The 19407-nt window shown below is 66.5% G+C and carries 19 protein-coding genes and 1 tRNA gene; 16 read left to right on the forward strand and 4 right to left on the reverse strand.

Translation table 11 applies throughout. The features are described from left to right. From AC1DZ8_RS21860 to AC1DZ8_RS21880, 5 genes are all read left to right on the forward strand, one after another. Positions 1–2974, forward strand: a 2974-nt coding sequence (locus tag AC1DZ8_RS21860; RefSeq protein ID WP_477401636.1) for a cobaltochelatase subunit CobN, incomplete at its 5' end; no start/stop codon positions are given. Next, on the forward strand, positions 2971–4434 hold the full coding sequence (gene cobG / locus AC1DZ8_RS21865; protein ID WP_477301449.1) for a precorrin-3B synthase: 1464 nt from the start codon (positions 2971–2973) through the stop codon (positions 4432–4434). The genes AC1DZ8_RS21860 and cobG, both read left to right, overlap by 4 nt. Positions 4435–4436: 2 nt before the next feature. Further along, positions 4437–5069: a precorrin-8X methylmutase gene (locus AC1DZ8_RS21870; RefSeq protein ID WP_027050245.1), complete on the forward strand. Its 633-nt coding sequence runs from the start codon at positions 4437–4439 to the stop codon at positions 5067–5069. Continuing rightward, entirely contained in the window at positions 5066–5830 is a 765-nt protein-coding gene (locus tag AC1DZ8_RS21875; RefSeq protein ID WP_477301446.1) for a precorrin-2 C(20)-methyltransferase, read from the forward strand. The genes AC1DZ8_RS21870 and AC1DZ8_RS21875 overlap by 4 nt, the downstream gene beginning before the upstream one ends. Next, positions 5827–6591, forward strand: coding sequence for a precorrin-3B C(17)-methyltransferase (locus AC1DZ8_RS21880; RefSeq protein WP_477301444.1), 765 nt, complete (start codon positions 5827–5829; stop codon positions 6589–6591). Before AC1DZ8_RS21875 ends, AC1DZ8_RS21880 begins: the two co-directional genes overlap by 4 nt. Here the strand turns inward: AC1DZ8_RS21880 and AC1DZ8_RS21885 are convergent. Beyond that, positions 6555–7337 carry a cobalt-precorrin-6A reductase gene (locus AC1DZ8_RS21885; RefSeq protein ID WP_477301442.1) on the reverse strand — a complete coding sequence of 261 codons (783 nt, stop codon included), beginning with the start codon at positions 7335–7337 and terminating at the stop codon, positions 6555–6557. The two genes, AC1DZ8_RS21880 and AC1DZ8_RS21885, sit on opposite strands and share 37 nt — an antisense overlap. A gap of 1 nt (position 7338) precedes the next feature. Between AC1DZ8_RS21885 and cbiE the strand changes: the two genes are divergently transcribed. The 8 genes from cbiE to AC1DZ8_RS21925 are packed head-to-tail and all read left to right on the forward strand — an operon-like array spanning position 7339 to position 14381. Next, positions 7339–8568 carry a precorrin-6y C5,15-methyltransferase (decarboxylating) subunit CbiE gene (cbiE, locus tag AC1DZ8_RS21890; RefSeq protein WP_477301440.1) on the forward strand — a complete coding sequence of 410 codons (1230 nt, stop codon included), beginning with the start codon at positions 7339–7341 and terminating at the stop codon, positions 8566–8568. Continuing rightward, positions 8565–8951 carry a cobalamin biosynthesis protein gene (locus AC1DZ8_RS21895; protein ID WP_477301438.1) on the forward strand — a complete coding sequence of 129 codons (387 nt, stop codon included), beginning with the start codon at positions 8565–8567 and terminating at the stop codon, positions 8949–8951. The genes cbiE and AC1DZ8_RS21895 overlap by 4 nt, the downstream gene beginning before the upstream one ends. Further along, positions 8948–9712, forward strand: a complete 765-nt coding sequence (cobM, locus tag AC1DZ8_RS21900; protein ID WP_181055868.1) for a precorrin-4 C(11)-methyltransferase — start codon at positions 8948–8950, stop codon at positions 9710–9712. Before AC1DZ8_RS21895 ends, cobM begins: the two co-directional genes overlap by 4 nt. Continuing rightward, positions 9709–10515, forward strand: coding sequence for a uroporphyrinogen-III C-methyltransferase (cobA, locus tag AC1DZ8_RS21905; RefSeq protein ID WP_477301436.1), 807 nt, complete (start codon positions 9709–9711; stop codon positions 10513–10515). The genes cobM and cobA overlap by 4 nt, the downstream gene beginning before the upstream one ends. Further along, the gene (locus AC1DZ8_RS21910) at positions 10512–11825 is read left to right on the forward strand and encodes a cobyrinate a,c-diamide synthase (RefSeq protein WP_477401640.1); all 1314 of its coding nucleotides are present in this window, start codon (positions 10512–10514) and stop codon (positions 11823–11825) included. The genes cobA and AC1DZ8_RS21910 overlap by 4 nt, the downstream gene beginning before the upstream one ends. After that, positions 11822–12589 (forward strand): adenosylcobinamide-GDP ribazoletransferase, encoded by a 768-nt coding sequence (cobS, locus tag AC1DZ8_RS21915; RefSeq protein WP_477301434.1) that lies wholly within the window; start codon positions 11822–11824, stop codon positions 12587–12589. Before AC1DZ8_RS21910 ends, cobS begins: the two co-directional genes overlap by 4 nt. Positions 12590–12613: 24 nt before the next feature. Beyond that, on the forward strand, positions 12614–13624 hold the full coding sequence (gene cobT / locus AC1DZ8_RS21920) for a nicotinate-nucleotide--dimethylbenzimidazole phosphoribosyltransferase (RefSeq protein ID WP_477301432.1): 1011 nt from the start codon (positions 12614–12616) through the stop codon (positions 13622–13624). A 16-nt stretch (positions 13625–13640) separates the two neighbouring features. Continuing rightward, on the forward strand, positions 13641–14381 hold the full coding sequence (locus tag AC1DZ8_RS21925; protein ID WP_477301430.1) for a hypothetical protein: 741 nt from the start codon (positions 13641–13643) through the stop codon (positions 14379–14381). Between the two features lie 78 nt (positions 14382–14459). On the opposite strand, the gene AC1DZ8_RS21930 is transcribed toward AC1DZ8_RS21925, so the two are convergent. The 3 genes from AC1DZ8_RS21930 to AC1DZ8_RS21940 all read right to left on the reverse strand — a co-directional run bounded on the left by AC1DZ8_RS21930 (position 14460) and on the right by AC1DZ8_RS21940 (position 16048). Continuing rightward, positions 14460–14535 (reverse strand) — tRNA-Lys (locus AC1DZ8_RS21930). 246 nt (positions 14536–14781) lie between these two features. Continuing rightward, on the reverse strand, positions 14782–15012 hold the full coding sequence (locus AC1DZ8_RS21935) for a hypothetical protein (RefSeq protein ID WP_477301428.1): 231 nt from the start codon (positions 15010–15012) through the stop codon (positions 14782–14784). 127 nt (positions 15013–15139) lie between these two features. Continuing rightward, positions 15140–16048 (reverse strand): PhzF family phenazine biosynthesis protein, encoded by a 909-nt coding sequence (locus tag AC1DZ8_RS21940; protein ID WP_477301426.1) that lies wholly within the window; start codon positions 16046–16048, stop codon positions 15140–15142. A gap of 113 nt (positions 16049–16161) precedes the next feature. Here AC1DZ8_RS21940 and AC1DZ8_RS21945 point away from each other — a divergent pair, with 113 nt between their 5' ends. Genes AC1DZ8_RS21945 through AC1DZ8_RS21955 form a run of 3 tightly spaced genes read left to right on the forward strand, consistent with a single transcriptional unit; the run spans position 16162 to position 19371 of the window. Then, positions 16162–17451: an efflux RND transporter periplasmic adaptor subunit gene (locus AC1DZ8_RS21945; RefSeq protein WP_477301424.1), complete on the forward strand. Its 1290-nt coding sequence runs from the start codon at positions 16162–16164 to the stop codon at positions 17449–17451. 4 nt (positions 17452–17455) lie between these two features. Beyond that, positions 17456–18157, forward strand: a complete 702-nt coding sequence (locus AC1DZ8_RS21950) for an ABC transporter ATP-binding protein (protein WP_477301422.1) — start codon at positions 17456–17458, stop codon at positions 18155–18157. Beyond that, positions 18154–19371 (forward strand): ABC transporter permease, encoded by a 1218-nt coding sequence (locus tag AC1DZ8_RS21955; RefSeq protein ID WP_477280583.1) that lies wholly within the window; start codon positions 18154–18156, stop codon positions 19369–19371. The genes AC1DZ8_RS21950 and AC1DZ8_RS21955 overlap by 4 nt, the downstream gene beginning before the upstream one ends. Positions 19372–19407 lie beyond the last annotated feature (36 nt).

Genomic DNA, 19407 nt, shown 5'->3' on the forward strand with positions numbered 1-19407 from the left:
ACCCGGCCCTGCGGGCCACCCTCCCCTCGAGGGGGAGGGAAAGGTCGTCCCCATCCTCTTCTACCGCTCGATGCTGCTGGCTGCCGACGTCGCCCCCATCGACGCGCTTTTTGATGCACTCCGCCAGCGCGGCCTCAGTCCGGTCCCCATCTTCGTCTCCAGCCTCAAAGACCCGACGTCCCTCGCCTTCGTCGAAACCGCGCTGGCCTCGCTGAACCCCACCGCCATCATCACCGCGACCGCCTTCGCTTCCGGCGCCGAACCGGGCGTCGAGACCGTGTTCGACCGTGCCGGTGTGCCGGTGTTCCAGGTCATCGTCGCCACCACCCGCCGCGATGTCTGGGACAAGAACCAGCGCGGCCTGGCGCCCGCCGACCTCGCCATGCATGTCGTGCTGCCCGAGCTCGACGGCCGCATCCTCGCCGGCGCGATTTCCTTCAAGGGCGAAAGCGAGACCGACCCCGCCCTCGGCCACCGCGCCTTCGCCAACCGGCCGGAACCGGATCGCGTGGCACAGGTGGCGGAGCGTGTGGCGGCGTTTATTCGCTTGCAGGAGACACCGCGTGCGACGCGCAAGCTGGCGATCTTGATTCCCGACTATCCGAGTGCCCCCGGCCGCACCGGCTATGCGGTTGGCCTCGACGTACCGTCCAGCGTGCTGGCGATGCTGCATGACCTGAAGGAGCAGGGCTACGCTGTTGAAGGGATTCCGCAATCGCCGCGAGGGTTGCTGGATTTGCTGGAGCGGAGTGGCGACGGGTTGGGGCTGGAGGAGTATCTCGACCTTTCCGTGGAGTTACCCACAGCGGCAATTGCCACTGTGGAGGCCGCTTGGGGGAAAGCAGAAGACATAAATTCGCGCGAGGCACCCCCCTCTGTCCTGCCGGACATCTCCCCCTCAAGGGGGGAGATTAGCGGTTCCTCCGGCGACGCCAGTCCTGCAGCGCTGGTGATTGGCGAAGGCCGAGGCGAAGGAATAATCTCCCCCCTTGAGGGGGAGATGTCCGGCAGGACAGAGGGGGGTGTTCAAGCGCCGACCTCGCCGCACTTCCCCTTCCGAGCCGCCACCTTCGGCAACATCACAGTCGCACTCGCCCCCGACCGTGGCCGCTCGGCCGACCGCCGCGCCGACTACCACGACCCGACGCTCCCTCCGCGCCATGCCCTACTCGCCTTCGGCCTGTGGCTGCGCAAATCGCTCGGCATCCACGCCCTCATCCATGTCGGCGCTCATGGCACGCTGGAATGGCTGCCGGGCAAGACGGTCGCGCTGTCGCAGGCCTGCTTTCCCGAAATCGTCACCGGCCCGCTGCCCGTCATCTACCCCTTCATCGTCTCCAATCCGGGCGAGGCAGCACAGGCCAAGCGCCGCATCGCCGCCGTCACGCTCGGCCATCTGCCGCCACCGCTGGCCGGCGCGGGACTGGACGAAGAACAGCACAAGCTCGAACGCCTGGTCGACGAATACGCCCAGGCCGACGGCCTCGACCGCCGGCGCCGTGACCGCCTCGCAAAACTGATCGTCGACACGGCGCAAAAGACCGGCCTCGCTTCCGAAGCCGGCGTCGCCAAAACCGATGCGCCCGACGAAGCGCTGCGCCGCATCGACGCCTGGCTCTGCGACCTCAAGGACTTCGCCATCAAAGATGGCCTGCACATCTATGGCCGCGCGCCCGAGGACGAGCCAGATGCCATTCGCCGGCAAAGCGCCGAGGCCGAGAAGACCGCACTGCTTGCCGCGCTTGATGGCCGCCACGTCAAGGCCGGTCCGGCCGGCGCGCCCGCGCGTGGCCGCTCCGACGTGCTGCCCACTGGCCGCAACCTCTTCACCTCCGACCCGCGCACCATGCCAACGCCGACCGCCTATGATCTCGGCAAGGCGGCAGCGGAGGAAGTGGTGCGCGGCTACATGCAATCGCATGGGGACTGGCCGCGCTCGCTGGTCATCGACCTCTGGGGCTCGGCCTCGCTGCGCACCGGGGGCGAGGAGATCGCGCAAGGCTTGGCGCTGATGGGCTGCCGGCCGCAATGGGATTCTGCCACCGGCCGCATCACCGGCATCGAGGTGCTGCCGCCGGCAACGCTCGGCCGCCCGCGCGTCGATGTCACCTGGCGTATTTCCGGCCTGTTCCGCGACATGTTCCCGACCCAGATCGCGCTGATCGACGCCGCAGCCAACGCGGTTGCCGCCCGCGACGAAGACGATTCGGAAAACCCGCTCGCGGCCAAGACCCGCGCCGACGGCAAGATCAGCCCGCGCATTTTCGGCACTTCGCCCGGCACCTACGGCGCCGGCGTCGAGGACCTTTTGGCCAGCGGCGACTGGGGCGCACGCGAAGAGATCGGCCGCGCCTATCTCGACGCGACATCGCATGCCTATGGCGGCGCCGAGGGTGAAGGCACCGCCTCCCCCGGCGCCTTCGAAAGCCGCATCGCCGAGGCCGATCTGCTCGTCCACACAGGCGACGACCCCGGGCGCGACATTCTCGAAGGCTCCGCCGATGTCGCCTTCATCGGCGGATTTTCGGCCGCACTTGCGGCGCTGGGTCGAAATGCCGACGTCATCGTCCTCGACACCACGGACCCGCAAAAGCCCAAGCCGCGTTCGGTCGGCGAGGCCGTATCGCGGGTGGTGCGGGCACGTGCGGTCAATGCCCGCTTCATATCAGGCCAGATGCGGCACGGCCCGCGCGGCGCCTCCGAATTCGCCGAGACAGTCGACCGTCTCATCGGCTTTGCCGAAACCACGCACGCCATTTCGGGCGCGCTGATCGAAGCCGTGCACGACGCCTATGTGGGCGACGCGGAAGTCCGCGCCTTCATCCTGCGCGAAAACCCCGCTGCCGCCAAAGTCATTGCCGAACGCTTCCTGTCGGCGCGCCGGCGTGGCCTATGGCACCCCTTGCGCAACTCGATCGACGACGATCTTGCAGCACTCATCGCCGAGGCCGAGGCGCTCGGGGTCGCGGCATGAACGCCTTCTCAAGGCGCGGCGCCTGCCCGGCTTTGTCGGCGCCGATGCAGACCGGCGACGGCCTGCTGGTGCGGCTCAACCCGGTTGCTGGAGGATTGGCGCCGAAGCTGTTGATCGGACTCGGCGAAACCGCCTTGCGGCACGGCAACGGCATCATGGAGGTGACGGCGCGCGGCAGTCTGCAGATACGCGGGCTGACGGTGGAGAGCGCACGACTTCTGGCTGGAGAGGTCGATGCGCTGGGCATTGCCGTGCGCACCGGCGTGCCGGTCGAGACCGGGCCGCTGGCCGGCATCGATTCGTGGGAGCTTGTGGATCCGCGGCCGCTGGCTGAGCGGATCAGGGCGGCGGTCGAGGACGCCGGGCTGACGGCGAGGCTCGGACCGAAGGTTTCGGTGGTTGTCGATGGCGGCGGACAGCTGACGATGGATGCGGTGACGGCTGATGTCAGGCTGAAGGCGGGGCGAGGCGGCGCTGGCGTCTTGTGGAATGTGTCAGTTGGGGACGTTGGCCAAAGCATGAAACCGCTCGCGACGATCGACGCAGATTCCGCAAGGGATATCGCGGTGGCTGCACTCAGGATGGTCGCGGAGAAAGGGCGCGAAGCGCACGCTCGGGATTTATCGGAGAGGCAACTGATATCTCTCGCGAGTTGGCACTCCGTCCCACCCCCCTCTGTCCTGCCGGACATCTCCCCCTCAAGGGGGGAGATTGAGCTCTCATCTCGGCTTTTGCCAATCGCCAACGTTGAAGGTGAAGCGCCAGCGCCCAAACTGCCAATCTCCCCCCTTGAGGGGGAGATGTCCGGCAGGACAGAGGGGGGTGTGCAGGATCGCCGGCCTATCGGTCTTTTCCTCTTGTCAAACAACACCTCTGCCCTCGGCATAGCCCTCCCCTACGGCAGCATGCCAGCCGACAAACTCATCGCCCTCATCCAAACCGCCCTCACCCTCGGCGCGACCGAGATCCGCCTGGCCCCCGGCCGCGCCTTGCTCTTCCTCGGCCAACCCCCAGCCACCAACCAACCCCTCCAAACCGCCGCCACCGCGCTCGGCTTCGTCACCTCTGCCACCGACCCGCGCACCCGCATTGCCGCTTGCCCCGGCACCCCCGCCTGCGCCTCCGGTCAGATCGCCACCCGCGACATCGCCGAGACCATCGCCGCCGAAAACCCCGACATCCTCGACTTCACCTTGCATATCTCCGGCTGCGCCAAGGGCTGCGCACACCCAGGTCCGGCGGCGCTAACTCTGGTCGGCGGCGAAAACGGAGCCGGACTTGTCGTGAACGCGACGGCAAAGACCCTTCCTGCGGGCTACAGGCCGGGCTATGACGCCGCGCGCGGCATCGGTCGCGTCGCAGCGCTGGTCCGCAGCGCACGATTTCAGGGCGAAACCGCCGCCGCTTGCCTGGCAAGGCTCGGGCCGGCGGCAATCGCCAAGACCTACCGACAGGAATAAGCATGGCCGCCTACGACTACATCCATGACGGCAACGCGATCTACGAGCGCTCCTTCGCCATCATCCGCGCCGAGGCCGACCTGTCGCGCTTTTCCGAAGCGGAGGCCGATGTCGCCATCCGCATGATCCATGCCTGCGGCCAGGTTGAGGCCGCCAGTCATTTTGTCTTCTCACCTGACTTCGTCGCTGCCGCACGCACCGCTTTGGCAGCCGGCGCGCCGATCTTCTGCGACGCCGAAATGGTTTCGCATGGCGTCACCCGCGCCCGGCTGCCGGCCGGCAACGAGGTGATCTGCACCTTGCGCGACCCGCGCACGCACGACATCGCCAGGGATATCGGCAACACCCGCTCGGCTGCCGCGATCGACCTGTGGGGCGAGCGCATTGCCGGTTCGGTTGTCGCCATCGGCAATGCGCCGACAGCGCTGTTCTATCTGCTCGAAAAACTGCGCGACGGCGCGCCGAAGCCGGCGGCGATCATCGGCATGCCGGTCGGCTTCGTGGGCGCGGCCGAATCCAAGGATGCGCTGGCCGAGAACTCCTATGGCGTGCCCTATGCCATTGTGCGCGGCCGTCTGGGCGGCAGCGCCATGACCGCCGCCGCGCTGAATTCGCTGGCGAGGCCCGGCCTGTGAACGCGATCCCCAAAGGCCGCCTCTTCGGCGTCGGCACCGGTCCCGGCGATCCCGAACTGTTGACGCTGAAAGCCGCGCGCGTGCTTTCCGAAGCCGATGTCGTCGCCTATTTCGCCAAGCGCGGCAACAACAGCAACGCGCGCGCCATCGTCGAGGCGCGCTTCCGCCCGGACATGCTGGAACTGCCGCTGCTCTATCCCGTCACCACCGAGATCGACAAGGATCACGACGACTACCGCTCGCAGATCACCGATTTCTACGAGCAGTCGGCCGAACAAGTCGCCGAACACCTCGAAGCCGGCCGCATGGTCGCCGTGCTCTCCGAAGGCGATCCGCTGTTCTACGGCTCCTACATGCATTTGCATGTGCGCCTTGCGCACCGTTTCCCGACCGAAGTCATTCCGGGCGTCACCGCCATGTCCGGCTGCTGGTCGCAGACCGGCGTGCCGATCGTCCAGGGCGACGATGTGCTGACGGTTCTGCCCGGCACGATGAGCGAGTTCGACTTGACCCGCCGTCTCGCCGACACGGATGCCGCCGTCATCATGAAGGTCGGACGCAATCTGCCCAAGATCAGGCGGGCGCTGGAGGCGACCGGCAAGCTCGCCCGCGCCGTCTATGTCGAGCGCGGCACCATGGCCGGCAGCGTCTCGATGCGGCTGGCCGACAAGCCGGACGACAAGGCGCCCTATTTCGCCATCGTGCTGGTCGCAGGCTGGTCAGCCCGGCCTGGCGTTGTGGGAATGGGAGCCAAGCCATGAGCGGCCGCCTTACCGTCATCGGCCTCGGACCCGGCAATGCCGACCAGGTCACGCCGCAAGCGAGCCACGCTGTCGCCGAGGCAAAGTTCTTCTATGGCTACAAGCCCTATCTCGACCGGCTGGACTTGCGCCCCGACCAGACCCGCGTCGCCTCCGACAATCGCGAGGAACTCGCCCGCTCCAAGGACGCGCTGGTCAAGGCCGCCGAGGGTCATGATGTCGCCGTCGTCTCCGGCGGCGATCCCGGCGTGTTCGCCATGGCGGCCGCCGTCTGCGAGGCGATCGAGGCCGGCCCGGCCGAATGGCGCACCGTCGATGTCGCTGTCGTGCCCGGCGTCACCGCCATGCTGGCGGTTGCCGCCCGCATCGGCGCGCCGCTCGGCCACGATTTCTGCGCCATCTCGCTGTCCGACAATCTGAAACCCTGGGACCTGATCGAACTGCGCCTTCTGGCGGCGGCCGGCGCCGGCTTCGTCATTGCGCTCTACAACCCGATCAGCAAGGCGCGCCCTTGGCAGCTTGGCCGCGCCTTCGAATGCCTGCGCGCCATCCTGCCTGGCACCACGCCTGTCATCTTCGGCCGCGCCGCCGGCCGCCCGGACGAGCGCATCGAGGTGTTTCTGCTGGCCGACGTCGAGGCCGAAAAAGCCGATATGGCGACCTGCATCATCATCGGCTCGCCGGAAACCCGCATCATCAAGCGTGGCGACAAGCCGGCGCTGGTCTACACGCCGCGCTCCGCGACTGGGTCGAGCAAATGATCGACCCCAAATTTATCAACAATGGCGGCGAGCTCATCGGCGGTTTCGGCGGAAGGCACGTCCGGCAGGACGGGCCTGCGCACCATGACCACCTCGATGCCGAGCGCCCGCGCCGCTGCGATCTTGCCGTAGGTCGCCTCGCCGCCGCTGTTCTTGGACACGACGACATCGATGCGGTGCTCCACAAGCAGCGCGCGTTCATCCGCCTCGCGGAACGGGCCGCGCGCCGGCAGGTATGCCGCATCCGGCACCGCCAGTTTCGGCTCGACCGGATCGATGCTGCGGATGAGATAGTGGTGCTGCGGTGCTGCCTCGAACGCCGCGACCTCCTGCCGGCCGAGGGCCAGAAAAGCGCGGCGCGGCGGCGCTCCAAGCACTTGCGCGGCATCGCCCACAGTATCCACCAGCGTCCATCGATCGCCTTCGACAGGCGCCCAGCCGGGGCGGCGCAGCGCCAGGATTGGCACGCCGGTCAGGCGCGCGGCCTGCGCCGCATTGGCGGAGATTCGCGCGGCATAGGGATGCGTGGCGTCGATCAGCAGATCGGCGCCCGCCTCCCTGAGCCAGGCGGCCAGCCCCTCGGCGCCGCCAAAACCGCCGCTGCGCACCGGCACGCCTTGCGCGACCGGGCTTTCGGTGCGGCCGGCAAGCGACAGGGTGATCGACAGATCGGCACGCGCAGCCAGTTTTCCCGAGAGGTGCCGGGCTTCGCTGGTGCCGCCAAGGATCAGAATGCGGTGGGTCATCATGCCTGCTAAGGGTTCGCGCGACGCCAAATGGCTCACCATCGTCGGCATCGGCGAGGACGGTTTAGCGGGTCTCGGCGACGAGGCCAAGCGGCTGATCGCCGAGGCGGAATTCGTCTTCGGCGGCAAGCGGCATCTGGCGCTGGTGAGTTCGCTCTCCAAGGGCGAGCAACGTCCTTGGCCCGTGCCCTTCGATGCCGGCATGGCCGGTGTGCTGGCGCTTGCCGGCCGGCGCGTCTGCGTGCTCGCTTCCGGCGATCCACTCTTCCACGGCGTCGGCGTCACCCTTGCCCGCAAGGTCAAGCCTGAGGAAATGCAGGTCATCCCGGCGCCCTCGGCGATTTCGCTGGCTGCCGCGCGGCTTGGCTGGGCGCTGCAGGACATCGAGACCGTCTCGCTGCATGGAAGGCCGCTCGACCTGCTCCGGCCATTGCTGCATCCAAAGGCGCGCATTTTGGCGCTGACATCGGACGGCGACGCCCCCGCTGCAATCGCGCGCCTGCTCGCCGAGCTCGATTTCGGCGCTTCGCGGCTGACGGTCCTCGAAGCGCTGGGCGGACCGAACGAGAGACAGCGCTCGGCCCGCGCCGACGCTTTCGATCTCAGAGACATCAACCCGCTCAATGTGCTGGCGCTCGAACTTGAATCGACACCGGAGGCCCGCATCCTGCCGCTGACCGTTGGCCGCGCCGACCATCTGTTCGAGCATGACGGCCAGATCACCAAGCACGACATCCGCGCCATCACGCTTGCGGCGCTCGCGCCCTGTCGCGGTGAACTGCTGTGGGACATCGGCGCCGGCTCCGGCTCGATCGGCATTGAGTGGATGTTGGCGCACCCCTCGATGCGCGCCATCGCCATCGAGGCGAACAGCGACCGTGCCGCGCGCATCGCCCGCAACGCCGTGCATTGCGGCGTACCTGGCCTTGTCGTGGTGGAAGGCAAAGCACCCAAGGCGCTCAACGGGCTTGCCACGCCGGATGCGATCTTCATCGGCGGCGGGGGCAGCGATGCGGGCGTGCTGAATGCCGCCATCAAGGCGCTGCCATCCGGCGGCCGTCTGGTCGCCAATGCCGTCACGCTGGAGATGGAAACCCTGCTGCTTGCTGAGCACACCAAGCGCGGCGGCGACCTCACCCGCATCGCCATCTCTAGGGTTTCCCCGGTCGGCTCGATGCAGGCCTGGCGGCCGGCCATGCCGGTCACGCAATGGAGCTGGGCAAAACCATGATGGTCGCGGGCATCGGCAGCCGGAAGGGCGTCAGCGTCGAAGACGTGCTGGCCGCGATCGAAACCGCACTCGAAGCGCACGGGCTGGCGATGACGGCGATTTCGGCACTGGCGACCGCCACGCTCAAGAAGGATGAACAAGCGATCGCTGCCGCCGGCCGCGCGCTCAACCTTCCGGTTATCATTGTCGATGACGCAGAACTTCAGGCCGCCTCGCCGGGGACGCTTAGCCATTCCGGCCTTTCGCAGGATCTGGCCGGCACGCCGTCCGTCTCCGAAGCATCCGCCCTTGCCGTCGCCGGCGCCGGTGCAAGATTGCTCGGCCCCCGAACCGTGCTCGGTCCGGTTACCTGCGCCATCGCCATCGGCGGAGACGCGCCATGACCGTCCATTTCATCGGCGCCGGTCCGGGCGCCGCCGACCTGATAACACTGCGCGGCGCCAAGCTTCTCGCGAGCTGCCCGGTCTGCCTGCATGCAGGATCCATCGTCGCGCCCGAATTGCTGCAGCACTGCGCGCCCGGCACGAAACTGATCGACACGGCACCGATGTCGCTCGACGAGATCGAGGCTGAGTACGTGGCGGCCCACAAGGCCGGCCACGATGTCGCGCGCCTGCACTCCGGTGACCTCTCGGTGTGGAGCGCGGTGGCCGAGCAGATCCGCCGGCTGGAGAAGCACGGCATCCCTTACACACTGACACCGGGCGTTCCCTCGTTCGCCGCGGCCGCTGCCGCGCTGCGCCGCGAACTGACCATTCCCGAGGTGGCGCAAAGCCTGGTGCTGACCCGTGTCTCCGGCCGCGCGTCCAAAATGCCGCCCGGCGAAACGCTGGCAGGCTTTGGCCGCACCGGGGCAACGCTCGCCATTCATCTCGCCATCCACGCCATCGACCGCGTCGTCGCCGAGCTGACGCCGCACTATGGCGGCGATTGTCCGGTGGCGATCGTCTTTCGCGCCTCCTGGCCGGATGAGCGCGTGCTGACCGGCACGCTGGCCACCATCGAGGCGCTGCTCGCCGCCGATCCGATGGAGCGCACGGCGATCATCTTCGTCGGCTCGTCGCTGGCGGCCGAAGGCTTTGGCGAGAGTTCACTGTACGACGCCCACTACCAGCGGCGTTTTCGCGGACGGGACGGATTGTGAGCGGCAAGACCAAAAACACCACGCTCGAACAGGCGCTTGCGCGGCTCAACTTCAAGCCGCGTGCGCTTGAGCCGGGCCATGTCTGGCTGGCCGGCGCCGGTCCCGGCGACCCCGGCTGCCTGACGCTGGAAGTGCTGGCCGCTTTGGCCGAGGCCGATGCGCTGGTCTACGACGCGCTGGTCTCGCCTGACGTCGTCGCCGTCGCGGACAAGGCCGAGCTGTTCTTTGCGGGAAAACGCGGCGGCAAGCCGTCGATGAAGCAGGACGACATCACGGCTCTGCTGGTGCGGCTCGCGCGCGACGGCCGCCGCGTCATCCGGTTGAAGGGCGGCGATCCCTATATTTTCGGGCGCGGCGGCGAAGAAGCGCTGGCGCTCGCGCGAGAAGGCATACCCTTCCGTGTGCTGCCTGGCCTGACATCGGGCCTGAGCGCGCTAGCCGCCACCAGCATTCCGGCCACCATGCGCGGCATCAACAAGGCGGTGATCCTGGCGACCGGCCACGCCGCCGGCACCGATGACGATCTCGACTGGGCAGCGATCGCCCGCACTGGCCAGCCTGTGGTGATCTATATGGGCATGGCCAATTTGCCCATCATCGCCGCGTCGCTGCTCGAAGGCGGGCTGGCGCCGTCGACGCCGGCTGCCGTCATCGTGTCGGCTACAACGCCGCAGGAGCGCACCGTCGTCGCCACACTCGCCACCATTGCCGAGGCGGCGGCCGCTGCCGGGCTTGCCTCGCCGGCGCTCATTGTCGTCGGCGGCATTGTCGCCATGCGCGCGGCACTGGCGGGCGAGCAATGACCCGCGCCATCATCATCGGCGCGGCGCGCTCCGGCTCCGGCAAGACCAGCGTCACCATCGGCATTTTGCGCGCGCTCGCCCGCCGCGGCATCAAAGTGCGCGGCGCCAAATCCGGCCCCGACTATATCGATCCCGGCTTTCACACCGCGGCGACCGGCCTCTCCGGCGTCAATCTCGACAGCTGGGCGATGTCGCCCGACCTGCTCAATGCGCTGGCCGGCAACGCCACCGAGGATGCCGATTTCATCTTCCTGGAAAGCGCCATGGGCCTGTTCGACGGCATCCCTGCCGGGCAAGGCCGCACCGGTTCGGCCGCCGACCTGGCGCGGCTCTACCATCTGCCGGTGCTTCTGGTGCTCGACGTCTCCGGACAGTCGACGACGGCCGCTGCCGTCGCCAAGGGTTTTGCCACCTATGACCCGGATGTGCGCATGGCCGGCGTCGTGCTCAACCGTCTCGGCAGCGAGCGCCACCGCAAACTGTGCAGCGAGGCCATCGAAGCGCTCGGCCTGCCGGTCGTCGGCTCGATCTTGCGCGATCCCTCGCTCAACTTGCCGGAGCGCCATCTCGGCCTCGTCCAGGCCGGCGAATATGCCGACCTGATGGCACATCTGGACCGCTTGGCGGATATGGTCGAAAAATCGCTCGACCTCGACGCCATCATGGCGCTGGCCGCACCCTTTTCGCCGGCGTCCGGCAGTTTCGAAAATGCCCTGCAGCCGCCCGGCCAGCGCATTGCGCTGGCCGAAGACGCTGCCTTCACCTTTCTTTACCCGCACGTCGCCGCTTACTGGCGCAAGGCCGGCGCGCAGATCGTGCCGTTCTCGCCGCTCGCCGACGAAGCGCCGGTGGAGGATTGCGATGTCTGCTGGCTGCCCGGCGGCTATCCTGAACTTCATGCCGGCCGCCTGGCGGCGGCGACCAATTTCCACGCCGGGATGGCGCGTTTTGCCAAGACAAAACCCGTTCATGGCGAGTGCGGCGGCTTCATGGTGCTGGGCGAAGCGCTGGAGGATGCGGCCGGCGAGACGCATGCCATGCTCGGCCTGCTCGGCCACTCCACCAGCTTTGCCAAGCGCAAGATGAACCTCGGCTACCGCGAGGCGCGGCTGCGCGCCGCCTGTCCGCTGGGCGCACAAGGCGCGCTGGTCCGCGGCCACGAATTCCACTATGCGCAGATGATCGCGACCGGCAATGACGAGCCGCTGGCCGATCTCGCTGACGGCCAGGGCAATCCGCTCGGCGCTTCCGGCTACCGGCGCGGCCATGTCAGCGGCACCTTCTTCCATGCCATTGCGAGAGGTGGATGAACACAATTCCCTCACCCCGCCAGGCGCTCGACGACATCGCGCTCTGCCTCGTCTTCTTCACAAGGCTGCCGCTGCCGGTCTTCGATTTTCGCGGCCGCAGCCTGGCCGATGCGATCTGGGCCGCACCTGTCGCCGGCCTCGCCGTGGCAGTGGTTGGCGCCGTCGTTTATGCCATCGGCGTAAAGCTCGGCCTTGCCGCCGGTCCGGCGGCCGCCCTTGTGCTTGCAGCAACCCTGCTCACCTCTGGCTGCCTGCATGAGGACGGGCTGTCGGATGTGGCCGACGGCTTCGGCGGCGGCAAGACGCGCGACAAAAAGCTGGAGATCATGCGCGACAGCCGCATCGGGGCTTACGGCGCCGCAACGCTTGGCCTGTCGCTGCTCATCCGCTGGAGCGCGCTGTCGCAACTGGCCAATCCGACAAGTGTGCTCTTCGCCCTCATCGCCGCCCATGCTGCTTCGCGCGGCCTGCTCGGCGCCTTCATGCATCTGGCGCCGCCCGCGCGCAGCGACGGCCTGTCGGCCGGCGCCGGCACCGTCTCGGCGCAAACCGCTGTTCTCGGCGCAGTGCTCGGCACCGTAGCACTTCTGGCGCTGGGATTCGGCGGCGGCTTTGCCGCGCTCGTCCTGCTCGCGCTTGTGTTCAGCGCCTTGCGTGCGCTCTGCCTCAACCAAATCGGCGGCCAGACCGGCGATACGATCGGCGCCCTGCAGCAGCTCGGCGAGATCACCGTCCTGCTCGTCGCTTCCGTTTCCCTCACCTGAATCCCTTCCGGAGATTTTTTTCCCATGCCCTTCAAATCGCTCGATGAACTGCGCGCCGCCTGCCTTGACCTGCCCACCGGCAGCGACACGGCCGCCAATGCCGTCGCCCGCCGCCAGGACACGCTGACCAAGCCGCAAGGCAGCCTTGGCCGGCTGGAAACCATCGCCGCCTGGCTGGCGCGCTGGCAGGGCCGCGACATGCCGAAGCTCGACCGCGTCAAAGTCTTCGTCTTCGCCGGCAACCACGGCGTGACCGCGCAAGGCGTGTCGGCCTTCCCGTCTGAGGTCACCGTGCAGATGGTGGCCAATTTCGCCGGTGGCGGTGCCGCCATCAACCAGCTGGCCCGCATCGCCGGCGCGGAACTCGACGTCATCCCGCTCGACCTCGAACACCCGACCGGTGATTTCACACAAACGCCGGCGATGGACGAAAAGGCCTTCCTCGCTGCCGTCTCGGCCGGCTATGACGCGCTGACGAAAGACCTCGACCTCGTCTGCTTCGGCGAGATGGGCATCGGCAACACCACCCCGGCCGCCGCCATTTCGACCGCTTTGTTCGGCGGCGGCGCGGAAAAATGGACCGGGCGCGGCACCGGCGTCGATGATGCCGGCCTGAAGCGCAAGGTGACGGCCATCGAAGCCGGCCTCAAGCGCCATGCCGATGCGCTGTCCGATCCGCTGAAGATCGCCGCCGCCCTCGGCGGGCGCGAACTCGCCGCCATCTTCGGCGCCACGCTCGCCGCCCGTCGCAACAATGTGCCCGTGCTGCTCGACGGCTTCGTCTGCACGGCTGCGGCAGCGCCCCTGGCGCGACTGCACCCGAGCGGCCTCGCCCACACCATCGCCGCCCATGTCTCGGCCGAATCCGGCCACCGCCGCCTGCTCGAAGCACTCGGCCTGCCGCCGCTGCTCGACCTCGGCATGCGGCTCGGCGAAGGCTCCGGCGCCTGCCTCGCCGTCAACATCGTCCGCTCGGCGCTGGAGTGCCACGCCAGGATGGCGAGTTTTGCCGAGGCTGGTGTGTCGGAGAAGTAGTGAAACAAGAATTGCGATGAACGAAACGCCACATACTTTCGACGACCCGAAAGAGGGTATTCGCCAGACCTATGCGCGGATTGTCAGAGATTTTGACCGCAAGACCGGGGCCTTTGCCGGGCTGAACTACAATTCGCCGTGGATGCTGGCCACCAAGGACTGGGCGGAACGATCGTGCCACACAGTCGAGGAACTGCGTGACATGATTTCTCAGCAGCGGATTTCATACTTTTCAAAGGAACCGGTTGATCCAAGGGTCACCCGGACTTTCGAGGATCTTCGCAGCGCCGCGGAACAGTGGAGAGCAGAGACCGGCTACAGTGATCCGGCCACCCACCTACCTCCTGAAATGACAAAATTCCCTAATCGCAAGGAACTGAAAGCCCATACCCTTGAGACATGGGGCGCTCTGGGGTTGGCGAGGCAATGGCATAGCTACGATGCCAGAGACCTTCGTTTTGGCGGAGTTTTTGAAGACAGATTTGGTCACGGTGTTACAGTCACCATGACCTTCAAGCTTGGATATGGTGGGCCAATTGAGCTCGATTTGCGCTTTCCTTACTATGCAGACGATGAACCCACGTCATTTGGACTGGGCGGTCTCTCGGGCGAGGCGCTATTCCATGCACTTCGACTGCCCAAGCATCCTGAGCTCGAATGGATCGCCGGCAAAAGCAAGACAGACTTTGAAGCCGTCGATGGCGTCGTCGCCATAACACGGGCGATCCTCACCTATCTGCGGCCAACTATCCAATAGCAGTCGAATGAACGCTGCCGCCGGCCAGCGTCAACGCGTCTCGCTTCAAAGGTCTTCCACCAATTTTTTCGAAAAATTTGGTGGGTGCGCACAGGATTGAACTGTGGACCCGCTGATTAAGAGTCAGCTGCTCTACCAACTGAGCTACGCACCCACTCGACCGGCAAAACCGGTGTTGGCGGGCATATAGCCGCCGATACCGGTCCTGTCCAGCCCTGCCGGAATCATTTCCCGACAAATCGCTCCAGGCTTCGCTCTCGGCCGCGTCGCACAGCGAAACTTACCTTCTCGTGGCGGGACAGGAACGCCAACAGCGAGGGTCTTCCCCGAAGCCAGTCACACGTACAGTCTGCCTTCCGCCACCTTGATGGCATGGCCGCAAATGCGGGCAGAAGCGATTTCAGTCGGCCACTTCGATCAGAATCCCATAGATAGCATTCGCGCTTATCCAGCCGTTGATGCCGCCTCGATTGTTGCCGATCTGGAATTGGCCGTTCCTAACCGCCTTCACCAGATGCAGATATTGAGCGCCGCCGACGCGGCACAGGACGATGTCACCAACGCCAAGCAGGCTCGCATCTTCTATCGGCTTGACCGTGCAGAGCTGCCCGCTCTCGATCTTGCCTTTCATCGAATGGCCGCGCGGACGAAACTTCACCGTCTCTCCTGCCTGAAGGCGCCCAATATAGCCTGTCGCCCAACCCATCTGTCTCCCCTCTCGCCCGAACGCGCCGGCTCCCGCAGATCAATGCGCGCGTTCAGACGAACAGCTTGCCTTCCGCCACCTTGATGGCATGGCCGCCAATGCGGGCGGAAGCCAGCTTCCCGCCATCGACAGTGAGTTCGAGCCGGATTCGCGATGGGCGGCCCATCTCCAGGCCTTGCTCGATCCACAGCTGCGAAATGCCGTCGGTCGGTGCGTCGAACTGCATGATGGCGCCGGCAAAGGCGGCCGCCGCCGAGCCGGTCGCCGGGTCTTCATAGGACGGCGTGCCCGGCACGATCATGCGGACATGGAAGGCGCTGTCGTGGTTCACCGTCTGGCGGCAATAGACATACGGGCTGGCGAAAGCCCATTCGCTCTTGCGCGGCGCCAGTTCCGACCAGGCCTGGTTGTCGAGCTTGATGCGGCCAGCTGCCTCCAGATTGGCGACCGGAATGGTGACGTATGGCACGCCGGCCGACCAGAACGACACAACATGATTCTCGAAGCCGATCTCGTGCGGCGCCAGGCCAAGGGCGGCGCCGATCGCTTGCGGATCGGCTTCGAGCTTGAGCGGTTCCGGCAGCTTGGCCAGGTCGAACTCGGCAAAAGTGGCGCCATCGTGCTTGCTGACGGCGCAGCGCACCGGGCCGATATTTTCTTCCAGCACGAAAATGCCGGCGCCGCTCTCGCCTGCCAGTTCGGCCAGCGCGATGGCTGAGCCGACCGTCGGGTGGCCGGCAAACGGCATTTCATAGTCGGGCGTGAAAATGCGAATGCGGTTGCGGTGCTTTGGATTGTCCGGCGGCAGCACGAAGACCGATTCGGACAGGTTGAACTCGCGCGCAATGGCCTGCATCGCCGCCGTATCCAGCCCCTTGCTGTCGAGCACGACGGCCAGCGGATTGCCGGCCAGCCGGTCGGTCGTAAACACATCATAAAGCAAGTAGTTGCGCGTCTGCATCTTGGAAAACCTTCCGCCTCAATCCGAACATGGCCGAAATTTAATTTGATATTCGAACCAGTAAGCCTGATCTGTCCCCCTATAGGGACATTACGCTTTCATAGGGGTCCAGCGTGGACCAGCTTGTCAATCTGCCAAAGACGGAATCGGATTCCGCCATCGAGGCCGCACTTGGGCTCGACCAGAACGGCGTGCGCAAGAAGCGCCGCCGGGGCTGGCTTTACGCGCTGCTGGCGCTGATTGCCGTTGTTGGCGGCCTCGCCGGCTACCAATGGTATGCCGGTTCTCCCGCCAAGATCGACTACACCACCACGCCGGCCACTGTTGCCGACCTGACCGTCGCAGTGTCGGCAACCGGCACACTGCAGCCCCTCACCCAGGTCGACATTTCAAGCGAACTGTCCGGCATCATCCGTTCGGTCTCGGCCGAGGAGAACCAGCAGGTCAAGAAGGGCGATGTGCTGGCGACGCTCGACACGGTGAAACTCGAGGTCCAGATCGAGCGCGCCGAGGCCTCGGCCAAGGCCGCCGCCGCCAATGTCGAGGACGCCACGGTCACGCTGACCGAGAACGAGAAGGCGCTGGTGCGCGCCGCCGAACTCACCAAACGCGGCATGGCGACCGACCAGTCGCTTGAGGCCGCAACCGCCACGCGCGACCGCTCCAAGGCGGCGCTCGATAGTGCTGAGGCCAATCTCGCCATCGCCCAGGCCGACCTCAAGGCGCAGCAGACCGATCTTGCCAAGAGCACCATCTATGCGCCGATCGACGGCATCGTGCTGACGCGCTCGGTCGACCCCGGCCAGACGGTCGCCTCCTCGCTGCAAGCGCCTGTGCTGTTCATCATCGCCGCCGATCTCAGAAACATGGAACTGGTGGCGGCGGTCGACGAAGCCGATATCGGCGCGGTCAGGCCCGGCCAGCATGCCCGCTTCACCGTCGACGCCTTTCCCGAACGGCCGTTCGATGCGGAGATCCGCGACATCTCCTTTGCCTCTCTCACCACCGACGGCGTCGTCACCTACAATGCGCGGCTCGAGGTCAACAACAACGAACTGCTGCTGCGGCCCGGCATGACCGCCACGGTTTCGGTCGTCACCAAACAGGCCAAGGGTGTGCTCACCGTGCCGTCCACCGCCTTCCGCTACCGCCCGGCGCAACAGGCGGCCCGCGCCTGGAGCCTGAGCGACCTGTTCACCGGCCGCATGGGCCGTCCCGGCGGCAATCGCCGCCAGCAGGTGGCGGCGCCCACCGATGGCTCACGCACGCTCTATGTGCTGGAGAACGGCCGGCCGCATCCGGTCAACGTCAAGATCGGTTCCACCGACGGTGAACTCACAGAGATCACGTCAGGCCTCGACGAAGGCGCTCTGGTGATCACCGCCTCGCAGCTGCGGAGCTGACGCTGTGGGCGCCCTCATCGGCTTCGACACGGTCTGGAAGAGTTATGGCCAGGGCGAAGCCAAGGTGCATGCGCTGGCCGGCGTCGACCTTGCCATCCAGCGCGGCGAATTCGTCGCCATCATGGGTCCGTCGGGTTCAGGCAAGTCGACGGCGATGAACATTATCGGCTGCCTCGACACGCCGACCGCCGGAACGTACACCTTCATGGGCATCGATGCCGGCCGGCTCGACCGCAACCGCCGCGCGCTGCTGCGTAACCTCTACATCGGCTTCGTCTTCCAGGGCTACAATCTGTTGCCGCGCACGACGGCGGCGGAGAACGTCGAGCTGCCACTGATCTATCGCGGCGCCCCGGCCCGCGAGCGCCGCGAGCTTGCCATGCAGGCGCTGGCCGAGGTGGGTCTTGTCGGGCGCGAGCACCATACGCCGGCCGAGCTCTCCGGCGGCCAGCAGCAGCGCGTGGCGATCGCGCGCGCCATCGTCACCAGGCCGACGCTGCTCGTCGCCGACGAACCCACCGGCAATCTCGACACCGCCCGCACGCATGAGATCATGGAGCTGTTGACGCGGCTGAACCGCGAGCTTGGCCTGACCATCGCCATGGTCACCCACGAGGCCGACGTCGCCGACTATGCCGAGCGCACCATTCGCTTCCTTGACGGCCACGTCGCCTCCGACTCCAAGAATCTCGAGGTGGCCCAATGATCTGGGAAACCGTCCGCCTGTCGCTGCGTTCCATCCGCCGCAACGTGCTGCGCTCCTTCCTGACGCTGCTCGGCATCGTCATCGGCGTCGCCGCCGTCATCGCCATGCTGACCATCGGCTCGGGCACCACGGCCAAGGTCAAGTCCGACATTGCCAAGCTCGGCTCCAACCTGCTCGTCGTCCGCTCCGGCCGCCCGGCGGGCACCGGCGGACCGGGCGGGCTCGACCAGGCGGTGCGGCCGCTGGCCGACAAGGATGTTGCAGCCCTTGTCGCACACCTGACCGGTGCGCGCGCGATTTCGCCTGCCTCGCAAAAGCAGGTGCGCGTCATCTTCGGCACAGAGAGCCTGACTTCGGGCGTCACCGGCACCGACAGCGCCTATCTCGACGCCCGCGACTGGAAGCTGGTTTCGGGCCGGCCGTTCTCGGATTCGGAGACACGCTCCGGCACTGGCGTCTGCCTGATCGGCGAGACGGTGCGCCAGCAATTCTTCGGCGCCGGCGAGCCCGAAGGCGAGATCATCCGCGTCAACCGCACCTCGTGCAAGATCATCGGCCTGCTCGAACCAAAGGGCTATACCGGCTTTGGCCAGGACCAGGACAATGTCGTGCTGATGCCGCTTGCCGCCTATCAGCGCCGCATTGCCGGCAACCGCGACATCGACAACATCTACGTCGCCGCCGACGACCGCACGCCGACCACCGAATTACAGCCGCGCGTCGAGGACATTTTGCGCGACACCCGCCGTATCACGCCAGACCGCGAAGACGATTTCTCGATCCGCGACATGACCCAGATCGCCGACGCCATGGCCAGCGCCACCACCACCATGACCGGCATGCTCGGCGCCGTCGCCGGTGTCAGCCTTTTGGTCGGCGGCATCGGCATCATGAACATCATGCTGGTGTCGGTCACCGAACGCACCCGCGAGATCGGCATCAGGCTCGCCATCGGCGCGCATGAGAAACACATCCTCATCCAGTTTCTGGTCGAGGCGACGGTGCTGTCGCTGCTCGGCGGCATCATCGGCATACTGATCGGCCTGGCGCTCGCTGGCCTCGCCTCGGCGACGCTGGCCATACCGTTTGCGCCAAGCCCTGCGGTCATCCTGCTGGCCGTCGGTTTTTCGGCACTGATCGGTATGGTGTTCGGCTTCTTCCCGGCGTTGCGCGGCGCAAGGCTCGATCCGATCGACGCGCTGCGGCACGAATAATTGCTATCCACAACTTGGGTGCTTGCCGATGCCGGC

The sequence above is a fragment of the Mesorhizobium sp. P2_F7 genome (assembly GCF_056403695.1).

What these genes read in the sequence shown, in the direction of transcription:
- cobG (WP_477301449.1), top strand. Translation starts at nt 2,971, where the DNA reads ATGAACGCCTTCTCAAGGCGCGGCGCCTGCCCGGCTTTGTCGGCGCCG.
- AC1DZ8_RS21870 (WP_027050245.1), top strand. Translation starts at nt 4,437, where the DNA reads ATGGCCGCCTACGACTACATCCATGACGGCAACGCGATCTACGAGCGC.
- AC1DZ8_RS21880 (WP_477301444.1), top strand. Translation starts at nt 5,827, where the DNA reads ATGAGCGGCCGCCTTACCGTCATCGGCCTCGGACCCGGCAATGCCGAC.
- AC1DZ8_RS21885 (WP_477301442.1), bottom strand. Translation starts at nt 7,337, where the DNA reads ATGACCCACCGCATTCTGATCCTTGGCGGCACCAGCGAAGCCCGGCAC.
- cbiE (WP_477301440.1), top strand. Translation starts at nt 7,339, where the DNA reads ATGCCTGCTAAGGGTTCGCGCGACGCCAAATGGCTCACCATCGTCGGC.
- AC1DZ8_RS21895 (WP_477301438.1), top strand. Translation starts at nt 8,565, where the DNA reads ATGATGGTCGCGGGCATCGGCAGCCGGAAGGGCGTCAGCGTCGAAGAC.
- cobM (WP_181055868.1), top strand. Translation starts at nt 8,948, where the DNA reads ATGACCGTCCATTTCATCGGCGCCGGTCCGGGCGCCGCCGACCTGATA.
- AC1DZ8_RS21910 (WP_477401640.1), top strand. Translation starts at nt 10,512, where the DNA reads ATGACCCGCGCCATCATCATCGGCGCGGCGCGCTCCGGCTCCGGCAAG.
- cobS (WP_477301434.1), top strand. Translation starts at nt 11,822, where the DNA reads ATGAACACAATTCCCTCACCCCGCCAGGCGCTCGACGACATCGCGCTC.
- cobT (WP_477301432.1), top strand. Translation starts at nt 12,614, where the DNA reads ATGCCCTTCAAATCGCTCGATGAACTGCGCGCCGCCTGCCTTGACCTG.
- AC1DZ8_RS21925 (WP_477301430.1), top strand. Translation starts at nt 13,641, where the DNA reads ATGAACGAAACGCCACATACTTTCGACGACCCGAAAGAGGGTATTCGC.
- AC1DZ8_RS21935 (WP_477301428.1), bottom strand. Translation starts at nt 15,012, where the DNA reads ATGAAAGGCAAGATCGAGAGCGGGCAGCTCTGCACGGTCAAGCCGATA.
- AC1DZ8_RS21940 (WP_477301426.1), bottom strand. Translation starts at nt 16,048, where the DNA reads ATGCAGACGCGCAACTACTTGCTTTATGATGTGTTTACGACCGACCGG.
- AC1DZ8_RS21955 (WP_477280583.1), top strand. Translation starts at nt 18,154, where the DNA reads ATGATCTGGGAAACCGTCCGCCTGTCGCTGCGTTCCATCCGCCGCAAC.